The sequence below is a fragment of the Collinsella sp. TF09-1AT genome, assembly GCF_003436895.1.
In the GTDB taxonomy this organism is placed as follows: Bacteria; Actinomycetota; Coriobacteriia; order Coriobacteriales; family Coriobacteriaceae; genus Collinsella.
This window is the reverse complement of record NZ_QSRC01000003.1, coordinates 42,697-55,729: the sequence shown is the minus strand read 5'-3', so window position 1 is coordinate 55,729 and position 13,033 is coordinate 42,697. Positions and strand designations below refer to the sequence as shown.

Here is a 13,033-nt window from a genome sequence, read left to right as displayed (position 1 = left end):
CCAAAACCACCACAAAGGGGACAGGCACCTTTGTGGTGGTTTTTGTTTTAGGCCGAGGGAAAGGCCTTGGTGAGACCGGCGCGCGTCTGCGTGTCGGTCTTTTGGTAAATAGAGCTCAGGTGGCGCTGTACCATGCGCATCGAGATACCAAGCTCCTCGGCGACCTGTTTGAGCGGGCGCTCGTCCTGGGTTACGGCCATGAGCACGTCGACTTCGCGCGGGGTGAGAGCGTGATCGGTGATGAAGACCTGACGCTGCTCCTCGATACTCGGTGCTGCCAGCGCCTCCTCGGCAAGCTGTTGATGTTCGCGCTCCTGCTCGGTTTGGGGCAGGCGGAATAGGCCCGCGGCAACGAATGCTGCGCAGGCGGCGACGAGAAGCACGACCGCGCCAATCATGATGAGGGCGACGTTGCCAGAGGTCACAAGCGCAAGCGAGACGCCCGACGTGGTGAACGCGCACACGTTATTGGCCGCACGGCCCATGCCGGCCCAGAAGGCGGGCACGTGCATGCGCGGTGCCAGCTGAGTAAACGTGGCGGTAAAGAATGTGACGAAAAAGCCCGAGCTCAGGTAAAAGACAATGAGGCCCAGGTTGGGATCGGCTCCTGCTTCGACGGCTAAGACCGAAATGGTGGAGAGTACCGTGACGCCGAACATGACGAGCCCCATGTAGCGACGCTCGGCAAGATTAAAGATAAGACCGGCGGCAAGACCGCTCGCTGCCAAAAAGAGGCGCGGCCAGGTCTGCACGGCGATGGTGCCGTGGGCGTTGGAGAACGTGACCACGTTATCGAGAGTAGAGAACAGACAGGCCAGAATCATGACGAGCGCGATGCTCCAACACGCCTGCTTGGCAAGGGCGTGCGACGGCTCAACAAAGGGATTGATGGCGGGGCTGGAGCTCTCAGCAGCCTTTTGGGGAACGACGCTGAGGGCGGAGATAGCGATCGTTGCTGTGCCAAGGACGATGAGCTCTGCGATGCCGCCGCAATTGAGCAGGTTGATGGCGAACTGCATCAGGATGCCCGCGGCATAGGCTGCTCCCGCACCGGTGGCGAGCTTGGGATCGTCTTGGAATGTCGTTGCGAAGGCATGGTGTGCCGCGCCGCCCAGTAGGCCGAGTCCGAGGAATGCGAGGCATCCCAGAATCTCGAGCGCAAGCGGGCTCGTGGGGGACTGAATCTGAGTCAACCCCAAGATGGCGATGGGGACGGCGGCGCTGACAACTGCCTGAGGCCGGCTTTTGCGCTGTGCGAGCCCGAGCAGCGGCGCATATCCGATAAAGCCGATCACGCTGGCGCCGAGGATGAAGCCCTGCGCAATCACAACACGCTCGGCACCGGCGAGCAGCCCGACATTAATGTCGAATCGAAACTCGGCGGCAAGAAAGACAAAGGTAAAGAGCGCAAGTGCCAGAAGCGCGTTGATTTTAGGCTTACTCAGGTTCAAGAACGGTCCTTTGGATGGACGAATAATCGTGTCCTCGATTGTAGCCTTCCTGGGACGAGTGTGGCGATGGTGAAATCATATTGAATTAAACCGCAGGTAGAGGCCTAGGTTCACATCTACGAACCTAGGCGTACGGAGTCATTTGGCGCATCTTGGTGGTACAGGACCACCACAAAGGGGACAGGCACCTTTGTGGTGGTATGCCCCTACGACCAAGGAGGCCGTTATGTACGGAAGCCGCTTTGATAAGCAAACTCAGCGGGAGTGCACCTGCTCGCTGGTTCATGGTACCTGGCACTGCGTGGGCGCCAAAATCGCTTGTGCCGGCGCGTGTGCGCTTATGGTCGGTCAGTTGCTGCTGCCGAGCGTGGCGCTGGCGACGGAATGCGCCGATCTCGCCGCTGGGACGGATGAGGTTGCCGCGGCTCCGGTGATGCCGACGGTTGCGGAGGATACGGCGGCTTCGGCGCCGGTACCGGTGGCCCCGGCTGCGCCGATGGCTGACTCGGCTCCGGTGGCGCAATCCACGGCAGAACCTCAGCAGGCTCAGCAGGACGCACCGGCGGCAACGGTGAACGATGCGACATCCGCCGAACAAAACACTCCCAGCGACAACGCCGCCACGCCGGCGAATGACGCCATCATGCCCTGTGGCGTGACCGACGCCATCGAGAACCCGGGTGGCGTCAACTTCAACACGACCGTGGTCGATCATTATACGGACTGTGTGCTTCCGGGCAACATCACGCTCGAAAAGGGTCAGTCGTATACCTATGATTTTCCCGATGTTGAGGGCGGCATGCCGGATGAGCCGCTCTGCGAACTTGTCGAAACCAAGTACTACCGGGTCGATGCTGTTTCGGGCACCCTGGCTGAAGTCCAGGACACATCTATGTCCGATGTGACGGCTCACTTTGAGCCTGTTGGCGATCACATGAGGCTGACGCTGACCTTTACGGGTGGCGCGGCGGGCGGCTCGTATCGACTCACGCGCAATGAGGTTCTTTATATTGGCGCGGCACTGACGTATACCGGAACTGACTATGAGGGCGGTGCCATCATTGTTGGGGATCCCGATGATATCTTCAACGCCTATCAGCCGGGCAGCTCGATTACCGTCAACGAAACCAGGTACGACTATTACCTCCGCTACGCCATCAATAGCGAAATTACGCTTGTTGCGTCAGAAAACGAAGCCATCCATAACCTGGACGTCAACGACGTGAAGACCGACTACGCGCCCGGCGAGGCGCCGCGCGCGACCGCGACGATCCCCACTGCCGATGCCGACAAGTACGAGATCGCCTACGAGTGCTGGGAGGAAATGGATGGCAGCGACCCTGCGGAGCTCACGCCCGTTGCCTTCTGGTATTCCGATCCTGCCAAGTATCCGACGGGCGCGAGGAGGATCGAACACTTCGAAGAGGGCAAGTTCTACATGTACTCCGTTGAGCTGAGGCTCAAGGGCGACAATACCGTGGCCGATGACTGCATGATGCACGTCAACGGTCATTGGGCGCACCACATCAAGACCGTCAACGGCGTCTTCGCGCCCGATGCTGACAATATGCTGTGCGAGCAGCCGATTGACGAATGGCGTGCCATCGACGTTATCGAGATCAACGGCGCCACGACCACCTTTAAGGCGGGCGATAAGCCGGTCTTTACGGCGAATGTTCCGACGGGCTCCAATTCCCTTCCTCAGTGTGAGTACTGGACGGGTAGCGACGGCAGTGAGGTGAATTCCGTTGAGTTTTGGGACCAGCACATCACCAATCACATCGACGCCTTTAAACCCGGCGTGACCTATCGCTACGGCATCTACCTCAAGGCCGCGCGCGGCTTCTACTTCACACCCGACACCAAGCTGGTGATCAACGGCCAGGAGTGCGGCTACCAGATGGGCGAAGCGAGTGTAGTTGATCCCGAGAGCGGCTGGATCTACACCCTGTGGCTCAACACCGATTTGACCTTTACGCCTGAAGCCACGCCGGCTCCCGATCCGCAGCCTACGCCGGATCCCAAGCCGACACCGCAGCCTGAGGTTAAGCCTGAGGCTAAGCCCGAAGTGAAGCCCGAGACCAAACCAGCGGCTAAGCCGGTCACGACAACCACCACGACCAAGACGGTTGAGAAAACCACGCCGGCCAAGAAGCCCGATGCTGTCCTGGTCGCCACGGGAGACACCACCGCGATAACGGTCGCCGCCCTGGGCATCGCTGGCGCAACTGTTGCCGCTGCCGGTGTTGCTGCGACCAAGCGTCGCAAGCGTTAGGTTGCGCTCCGCCACGACGGATGAATAACCCCAACCACCACAAAGGTGCCTGTCCCCTTTGTGGTGGTTTGCGCAGGTAGAACGGTAGGTTCGTATATATGAACCTACCGTTCGCTTTGTTTTTGGACGACGATTACGCTGGATGACTTTTGGTTTTCAGGAAAGGAACGACCATGAGGTGGACCACTGTTCGAGCGCTTTGTTGCCGCCTGACCGTTGTCGCTGTGACCCTCACCATGGTGACGGGTTCGTTGCCCGCGGGCGTGTTTGCCGAGGCCCTCAACACCGACGGCACTTTTGTACAGACGGATAACGGCCAAGCAGGCGACGCCGCTTCCGCCGATTCGGCTGACGCCCAAACGTCAGACTCTGCTTCCGCCGGCCCCATGCCCGATGCCGGCGCTGCCGACCCCACAGCGCTCGATGCCGGTGACACGCCTGCGCCCCCGGCCTCCGAGATTGCATCGGCGGCGGGCCTGACGGGCGCCGGGCAGACCGAGAGCACACCTGCGGGTACGCTCGCCACCGATCTCGTCGAGGGCAAGGAACTCGCCGAGCAGCAGAAGCAAGAGGAGACCGCCGAAGCCGAAGCAACCTGGAACGAGGAGCTTGAACTCTGGGCAACCTCGAAGGGCGCCACGGGCGTAAAGGGCGAATACGACGATGGCTACGTGGCCGGCGAGCAGACCCCCGCGCAGTACTACTTCTCGATCGATAGCCTCACCAACGAAATTTCTATCGAGTATGGCGACGCGGGCATTACCACGTTGGAGGTGCCCTCGACCATCGACGACAAAAATGTCGTAAGCCTTACGGGTATGGGAAGCGCTGCGCTCACATCGATCACCTTCGCCCCTAATTCGCATGTCCGCTCGGTTGGCGGCTTGGGCGGCAGCAGCATCAAAGAGATCGCACTGCCCGATTCGGTCGAGGAGCTCAAGAGCTATGCATTCTACAAAAGCAAGACGCTCCAAACGGTAACCTGGCCCAACAACGCGGCCTTTACCACGATTCCCGAGCAGGCCTTTAAGGACTGCGAACAACTTGACGACAATGTGGTGGCAACGCTGCCGCCTTCGGTCAAAACTATCGACTATCTTGCATTCGCCTATTGCGGCGTGCCGCAGTTCTATGTCTCGGATACAACGGTACTCACCTTTACGCAGATCAATGTGCCGGGCACGGTGGAGCGGATTGGGCCCTATGCCTTTAACGGGTGCTCGCATGTGTCGTCGGTGACGATTGGCGACGGCGTCAAATATATCGGAGCGCACGCGTTTACTTACCTCGATCCCGCACTGGCCGGTAAGGAAATCGTTGTGCCCAAGAGCGTGCAGTCGATTGATCTGGAGCCGTTTGACAATACGCGCATTACCAGCGCCGCCGGCAGCTCAACCACCAACCACAACGCGGTGACCCTGCGCGTCATGAATCCCGACATCAAGCTTGAAGAGGGGGGCCTGTACGTCAACAACGTGACGATCGATGGCGTCGATTACTCGATGCCTTTTAGCGAGGGCCAGACCATCTATGCCTATGCGACGGACTCGGCGGGCAACCCCTCGATGATTAAGAAGGTTGCGGATGCCGTCGGCGATCAGATGGACTCGGCCGACCCTTCGCGTCCCGCCTATACCTTTGAGTGGATGGGCGAGGCGGCCCAGGTGACGGGCAAACTTCCCCAGAGCGCGACGGCTACACTCGTGCAGGCGGGGCAGTCCACGCCGCTGGCGGTTGGCGATGACGGCAGCTTTACAGCGGACGCTCTCTCCAAGACAGCAGCCACCCTGCGCATTTCGCTCAGCGGTTACTATGGCATGGTGCTGGCGCGCCCGGGCGACCAGATGACGGGCACATGGAATATCGGAGAGATTAAGGCGGAGGACTTTACCAAGATTCCGGCCTCGCGCGCGATTGAGCTCAACGTGGCCTATCTTGAACCGATTGTGGGCCAGGATAAGACCGAACGCATTGAGCTCGATAGTCTCGATAACATCGATCTGACGGTGAAGAGCGGCGGCAAGACCCTCAAGCCGGCCAAGGGTGACAAGGAAAACGACTATCGCATCCAGGGCACGGTGCTCGTGGTGTCGCAGGCTATTGCCGACGCGGACCAGGATCTGGAGATAACGCTCGAGCCCAAAGACAGACTCAAGCTGGGTGGGGCGACGGCGACGGTGAAGCCTTCGGCTGGTAAGGTCGCTATCGACTTGAAGCCCTGGGGTACGGCGACGGTTACCACCAAGGGCGAGTATATGGGAGCCAACCGCGTGCTCGTGTTCCGCGCATCCGATGGCAAGCTGGTCGCCGACGGTGTCACCTATCTGACGGGCTATGAGGATGACGGCGCCACGCCCATCATGAAGGCCGAAACGCCGCGCCTTAAGGCCGGCTCCTATACGATCGTTGCCTTTAACAAGACGAGCTACGACATTCAGGCGAAGGACTACTCCACATTTAGCCGCTTGGGTTTGACCGCGGGCAAGCATATCGTGCAAAAGCAGGTGAAGATTGAGGACGGCAAACAGCTCGACGTGACGCTCGACGTCCCCACGTTTGACGTGGAGACGTATCGTGCCGAGCGCGGGCTGACGGCGGGCTCGGTTATCGCTGATTCGTCCGCGGTCGTTGGCGTGGAGACCGAGCTGCGCATTCATTACGAGCTCAAGGACAGCCAGGCTGCCAAGATTGAGATTCCGCTGGCCAAGGATGCCGTCGAGGATGTGTCCGCAGGCTCTCGCGAAGCCGGCGCCAGCTCCGATGCCGGGTGGGTTGACACAACTTGGGAGGGCGACAACCTCGTTCTCAATATGAAGAAGGGCATGGGCGCCGATGTGTTCGTGCGCTTTAAGCCCAAGACTGCGGGCACCTATGTCGTCTCGCCGCTTATTACGCTGGGCGAGGTGACATTGCCGCTGGGAAGCACCACACTCGAGGTTAGCGGATCGTGCATCGAGGTCGACAGCACCGACGTTCACAGCCTGCTGGGCAATGTGGCCTACGTTTATGCGGCGCCGGGCAAGAGCGTGCAGCTCACCGTGGGGACGGGCTCGTCGGCTGCAAAGTACACCGGCAAGACCAATAAACTCGGCCGTGCCAAGATTGAATACGACCTGCCGCAGGATACGCTTGCCGCCGAGCGCGTGATGCTCGAGGCGCGTGTGGGTTCGACCGACGTTGCCGCGGCTGCCGCCGATGTGACGGCTCGCAATTATGTGCGCTATGTTCCGGGCACTTCGGTCTGGAACTTTGATGTGACGTATCGTGGCGGTACGCAAAGCCTGGTCAAGGACGGCAAGGACACCGGCAAGAGCCTGTGGACCTTCCATCATCTGCCACAAAAGAAGAACGCCTACTGGACCTTTGACATCACGCTCGAGGTGGGAAACGAAGAGGCCGCCGACACGCTCGACCTGTACGTGGACTGCGTGGATGGCAAGACGGTGACGATTCCTCTGACTCAAAAGTCGCGCGAGGGCACCCGTGTGCGCTATGTGGCGGAGTATGTGGACGAGGGTTACCTTAAGCTGCTCGACGAGTTTAACAAGGCGAATGACTCGACCTATGTGAACTGCGGAAACTTTGAGCAGATCTTTATGCCGCAGACCTACCGCATCTCCAATGCTCAGCTTATGACCATGCTGAGTTTTGATGCCAACGCTTCGGCCAAAAAGCATTCCGCCGCGGCTGAGGAGCGCCAACAGGAGTTCTCGAATGCTGTGCAGCAGTGGCACGAGTATATGATGGATAACTCGTTTAATGATGTCGACGAGGCCTTTAACGACGCGATTGACCAGATGGTCGCCGATGCGTTTGCCGAGGAGGACAAGGACGGTAAAGAGGACGAAGCCCAAGGTGGAACTGCTCGCAAGGCCCGCCGTGCCCCTGCCGCCAGCGACGGCGAGGGTGATGATGCTGGCAACGACGAGGCGGCGCAGTTTGCCGCCGAGCTTAAGGCTGCGGTTGGCGGCTCGTCGGCGCTGCTGACCAAGCAGGGCGACAGCTATGGCGTCAACGTGGACAGGATGATCTTTGAGGATGCTTACGGCACCAGCGAGGATTGGTATCAGGAACTCGCGGCGGCCCAGGGCGCGAACGCTGCGGATGCGGCCGCCATCAAGGAGCTCGTCGACCATGCGTCGCGAGCGGAGTTTATTGCCCAGCAGGCCGAGGATCTGGTGGGCCAGTCGATGGGTATCGGCCAGCTCAACCAATACGGAAGCTGGAATGACGCAACCGCTGCGGCGCTCAACAAGTGTGCGGGCATTAAGGCCAGCGAGTACAACGGGCAGTCGACGAGCGGGTTTAACGATTTGGGCCAGGCGCTCGGCAGCTCGCTGAGCTACAAGGCGGCTGATGACGATACCGTCAAGGGCTTTAAGGTCGCCGCGCCCGATGGCGAGCAGACGGCCTATATAGAGTCGGAATTTATCGAGAACTCCAATAACAACAAGAACCAGGCGCTTCTGTTTAACTCGATTGCCATGCAGTGCGACATTCTGGACAACCTGTACGACAACTGGAATGTGGTCCATAGCCTCAACAACTCCAAGGTGCGCGGATGGCTCATGGCCTGGAAGCTCAACGGCGACGTGAGCGCCCATATGAAGCTCATCCGCACGATCCGTTCGCTCAAGAGCTATAAGATCGAGTGCGAGATGTTCGGACAGGTCTTTAAGACCGATGCGTGGAAGGCGGCCGGCCAGGCGTTTCCCGCGGCGACCCAGGGCATCGGCATCTTTACCGGCATTTACGGCGTGAACGATGCCAGCAAGAACTGGGAGAACGTGAACGTCCGTATGCAGAAGGTGAAGGGCGAGCGCGAGGGCTATGAGCTTCAGCATACGCGCTTGCTTGCCAAGCCCGAGAAGACCGAGGACGACTGGAAGTGCATTTACGCGCTGCGTGACGCCATGGAGAAGGCGCGTGCGTTTGAGGATCTGCTGTATCGCCAGCTCTGCCACGACAGCACCGATGTGGCAGTGGGCTCCATTATGACAATCGCCGGCGTGTTGACGGCCGGTTCGGCGGGTACCGTGGTGGGCGCTGCCTATGATGCGGCTTCGACCAGCGTGGGTTCGGAGCGCGCGATTAAGCTGACCAATGCTGAGTGCGCCTACGATGTCGCCTGTGAGCAGGTGGAGCGCGCGTGCCAGAATCGTATTACGGTCAACTGGGGCGAGCTGACCGATGCCGAGGTCTATAACGCCAACAAGGACGGCTTGATTTCGGACGAGAAGATGCAGTCGATCTTTGAGGCACGTTACCGCCATGTGGCTGCCAAGGCTGCACCCGACCCTGCGGGCGTGGTGTATGAGGGCCTGCTGTCCAATACGGTCGAGGGTGCAACGGTTGAGCTGTGGAGCGCCGACGATGCCACCGGCACCAATGCCACGCGTTGGGATGCCGAGGAGTATGAGCAGGACAATCCGCTTGCAACGGGTGCGGACGGTGCGTACAACTGGAATACGCCGACCGGCTGGTATCAGGTGCGCGTGACCAAGGACGGGTATGAGGAGGCGCGTTCGGATTGGCTGCGCGTGCCGCCGATTCAGACTGAGGTGAACATTGGCTTGGTGTCGACGGCGGCGCCCGAGGTGGCTTCGGCCCATGCCTATACCGATTGCATCGAGGTTGAGTTTGCGCAGTATATGGATGCGAGCGACGATGCCCTGGTCGCATTGTGCGCGCAGGGCTTGGGCGACGTGACGTATACGTGGCTCGACAAGCAGGACGATCCCAATGGCAAGCCGTTGTCGCGCGTGCTGCGCATTCGCTATGCCGATGCGCGTGAGGCGGGCTCGACGGTGGCGTTTGAGCTTGATGGCGTTCGGAACTATGCCGGCACGGCCATGTCGCGCTGGGCAAGCGGGGAGCTTGCCGTGGGCGTTCGTGCCGACAGACTCAAGCTCAACGTGGAACAAGCTGTGACCATGCTTGAGGGCGGCGACTTTAAGCTGGTGGCATATGTGACCGATAAGGCGGGCAAGCCGTTTGCGGGCGCCAAGGTTAGTGTTGGGCTGGAGTCCTCGGCTATCTGCTCTGTCGATGCCACCCAGGCCGTGACGGGCGAGGACGGCGCGGCGACGTTTGTGCTGCATGGTGCTCTGCCCGGTTTGACGACGTTGACGGCGGCGGTGGATGGCACGGCTCTGTCCAAGCAGGTTGACGTGCGCGTGTCTGCCGAGGCCGTGCGACCGGCGCGACCGGCGGCGACGATTGGTGCGACGACGTTTGGCTCGTGGTCGCCCAAGGAGAATTACATTACGGTGCCCAAGGGTACGAAGCTGGAGCTTTCGGCGGAGGATGACGCGACCATTTGGTACACCACCAACGACACCTGCCCCTGCCGTGACGAAGGCCGCGTAAAGTACATCGAGCCTATTGCGCTCGATAGCAACATGTATGTGCGCATTGCGGCACAACGCCCTGGCATGTCGTACAGCGAGTATTCCGAGCGTCTGAACATTACGATTACAGTGACCGATGAGGCGGTGCCTGAGCCCAAGCCGGAGCCCGGGCCGGAGCCCGAGCCCAAGCCGGAACCCAAGCCGACGCCTGGCGGTGGCGAGCAGGGTGGCGGTGCGGATGGCTCTGGCGGTACCGGGGCTCCTGCGGGTGGTTCGACTTCGACGACGACCACAGTGACGACGGACAAGTCCAAGGGTAAGGGCGAAAACGGCAAGAAGTCCGATGGAGCGGCGCTCGTCAACACGGGAGACACCACTGCGATGACGGTCGCCGCCCTGGGCATCGCCGGCGCAACCGTTGCCGCGGCCGGCGTCGCCGTGACCAAGCGCCGCAAGCGCTAGGTTTTGGTGGCGGCGCCCATTCTCGGCTTTTACAAAATCTCAATCTGTAACGCCAAGCCAGATATTTGGACTCAAGGTGTTACAGATTGAGACGAAACGACCAGGCAAGTCCCAAACCACCACAAAGGTGCCTGTCCCCTTTGTGGTGGTTTGGACGGCCGGCACAAAAAAGTCCCCGCCGGGCGTGTGCTCGACGGGGACTTTGCCGTTTCATGGCTAGCGCTGTAGGTGATTACTCGCCCAGCAGGCTCTTGGTGATGGAAGCGGCGGCCTTCTTGCCGGCGCCCATCGCCAGAATGACCGTAGCGGCACCGGTGACGATGTCGCCGCCGGCCCAAATGCGGGGATCGGTGGTCTGGCCGGTCTCCTCGTCAGCGACGATGTAGCCCCACTTGTTGAGCTCCATCTTGCCGCCGATCTTGGCAGCGAAGGGGTTGGCGTTGGTGCCGATAGCCGAGATCGCGACGTCGCAGGGGATCTCCTCGATGGCACCCTCGATGGCAACCGGACGACGGCGGCCGGACTCGTCGGGCTCGCCGAGCTCCATCTTCTGGACCTTGACGGCGCACACGGAGCCGTCCTCGCCAGCGACAAACTCGAGCGGGGAAACGAGCGGCAGAACCTCGACGCCCTCGGCCTTAGCATGGTGCAGCTCGGCGCGACGGCAGGGCATCTCGTCCTCGGTACGACGGTAGGCGATGATGGCGTGCTCGGCGCCCAGGCGCTTGGCGGTACGGACGGCGTCCATAGCCACGTTGCCGCCACCAAAGACGACGACGTTCTTGCCGTGCTTGGTGGGGGTGTCGTACTCGGGGAACTTGTTGGCCTTCATCAGGTTCACGCGGGTGAGGTACTCGTTAGCGAAGAAGACGTTGGGCAGGTTCTCGCCGGGGACGTTGAGGAACTTGGGCAGGCCGGCGCCGGTCGCCACGTAGATGGCGTCGAAGCCCTGCTCGAACAGCTCCTCGGCCGTGGCCATGTTGCCCACGACGGAGTTGTACTCAAACTTAACGCCCATGTCCTCCAGGCCGTCAATTTCGCGCTTGACGACTGCCTTGGGCAGACGGAACTCGGGGATGCCGTAGACCAGCACGCCGCCGCCGGTGAAGAAAGCCTCGAAGACGGTGACGTCAAAGCCGTTGCGGGCGAGCTCGCCGGCGCAGGTGATGCCGGACGGGCCGGAGCCGACGACGGCGACCTTCTTGCCGTTCTTGGGGGCCATCTTGGGCGTGGAGGCGAGCTCGGGGCGGTCACCCAGGAAGCGCTCGAGCTGGCCGATGGCCACGGGCTCGGACTTCTTGCCACGGATGCACTTGCCCTCGCACTGGTTCTCCTGCGGGCAGACGCGGCCGCAGATGGCGGGAAGCATGGAGTCCTCGCGGATGGTATCGAGGGCACCGCCGAAGTCCTTCTCGCGGATCTGCTCGATAAAGCGGGGGATGTTGATGTTGACGGGGCAGCCCTCAACGCAGAACGGCTTCTTGCAGTTGAGGCAGCGCTCGGCCTCGGCCAGCGCCATCTCCTCGGTGAAGCCCTTGTCGACGGGGCGGAAGTCGCAGGCGCGCTCGGCAGCCGGCTCCTCGTTATCGGGGGTGCGGGGCGACTTCATATCGGCAACGAAACGACCGTTAACTAGTGGCATGCGCAGCTCTTTTCCTCATAGGCCTTGAGGGACTCGCCCTCTTCGGAACGGTAAGCGGCCTGGCGGGCACGAAGGTCATCCCAGTCGACCAGGGTGGCATCGAAGTCGGGGCCGTCGACGCAAGCGAACTTGGTCACGCCGCCCACCTCGACGCGGCAGCAGCCGCACATGCCGGTGCCGTCAACCATGATGGGGTTGAGCGACGCGGTGATGGGGGTGTCGTACTTCTGGGCGGTGAGGGTCGAGAACTTCATCATCGGAACGGGGCCGACGCAGAAGACCTGGCTCACGGCCTTGTCCTGCAGCAGGCGCTCCAGCGGAGCGGTGACAACGCCCTGCTCGCCATAGGAGCCGTCGTCGGTGGTGATGTGGATGTGGTCCTCGTCGAGGAGCTCGCGGAACTGGTCCTCCATGAGCAGGAGGTCCTTGGTGCGGGCGCCCATGATGGCGTGCACCTCGTGACCGGTCTCGACCAGGTGCTTGGCGACCGGGAAGGCAATTGCTAGGCCGACGCCGCCGCCAATGACGGCGCAGGGGCCCTCGGCCATCTCGGTGGGAACGCCCAGCGGGCCCACGACGTCGCGCAGCGACTCGCCGGCCTCGTAGGTGGAAAGCATCTCGGTGGTCTTGCCGATCACCATGAAGATGAACTCGACCCAGCCCTCGTCACCGTTCCAGCCGGCCAGGGTGAACGGGACGCGCTCGCCCGTCTCGTTGGCGCGAACCATGAGGAACTGTCCAGCATGCGCATGCTTGGCGATTGCGGGCGCCTCGATGCGGAACTTGAACACCTTCTCCGAGAACTGCGTCTTCTCCAGGATCTTATACATAGAACCCCTCTCTTGTTAGGGCG

At 61.2% G+C, this 13,033-nt stretch carries 5 protein-coding genes; 2 read left to right on the top strand and 3 right to left on the bottom strand.

The window, feature by feature from the left end:
- Positions 1-47 precede the first annotated feature (47 nt).
- Positions 48-1,451, bottom strand: coding sequence for a helix-turn-helix transcriptional regulator (locus DXC90_RS03385; protein ID WP_117734774.1), 1,404 nt, complete (start codon positions 1,449-1,451; stop codon positions 48-50).
- Between the two features lie 226 nt (positions 1,452-1,677).
- Here DXC90_RS03385 and DXC90_RS03380 point away from each other — a divergent pair, with 226 nt between their 5' ends.
- Together DXC90_RS03380 and DXC90_RS03375 are read left to right on the top strand one after the other, a co-directional pair.
- The gene (locus DXC90_RS03380) at positions 1,678-3,726 is read left to right on the top strand and encodes a hypothetical protein (protein ID WP_117734773.1); all 2,049 of its coding nucleotides are present in this window, start codon (positions 1,678-1,680) and stop codon (positions 3,724-3,726) included.
- A 173-nt stretch (positions 3,727-3,899) separates the two neighbouring features.
- The gene (locus tag DXC90_RS03375) at positions 3,900-10,538 is read left to right on the top strand and encodes a leucine-rich repeat protein (protein ID WP_117734772.1); all 6,639 of its coding nucleotides are present in this window, start codon (positions 3,900-3,902) and stop codon (positions 10,536-10,538) included.
- A 232-nt stretch (positions 10,539-10,770) separates the two neighbouring features.
- On the opposite strand, the gene gltA is transcribed toward DXC90_RS03375, so the two are convergent.
- Positions 10,771-12,180, bottom strand: a complete 1,410-nt coding sequence (gene gltA / locus DXC90_RS03370; RefSeq protein ID WP_117734771.1) for an NADPH-dependent glutamate synthase — start codon at positions 12,178-12,180, stop codon at positions 10,771-10,773.
- Positions 12,171-13,010 carry a sulfide/dihydroorotate dehydrogenase-like FAD/NAD-binding protein gene (locus tag DXC90_RS03365; RefSeq protein ID WP_006235793.1) on the bottom strand — a complete coding sequence of 280 codons (840 nt, stop codon included), beginning with the start codon at positions 13,008-13,010 and terminating at the stop codon, positions 12,171-12,173. The genes gltA and DXC90_RS03365 overlap by 10 nt, the downstream gene beginning before the upstream one ends.
- Between the last annotated feature and the right edge of the window lie 23 nt (positions 13,011-13,033).

Coding starts and splice junctions, on each gene's coding strand:
- DXC90_RS03380 (WP_117734773.1), top strand. CDS start 1,678: ATGTACGGAAGCCGCTTTGATAAGCAAACTCAGCGGGAGTGCACCTGC.
- DXC90_RS03375 (WP_117734772.1), top strand. CDS start 3,900: ATGAGGTGGACCACTGTTCGAGCGCTTTGTTGCCGCCTGACCGTTGTC.
- gltA (WP_117734771.1), bottom strand. CDS start 12,180: ATGCCACTAGTTAACGGTCGTTTCGTTGCCGATATGAAGTCGCCCCGC.
- DXC90_RS03365 (WP_006235793.1), bottom strand. CDS start 13,010: ATGTATAAGATCCTGGAGAAGACGCAGTTCTCGGAGAAGGTGTTCAAG.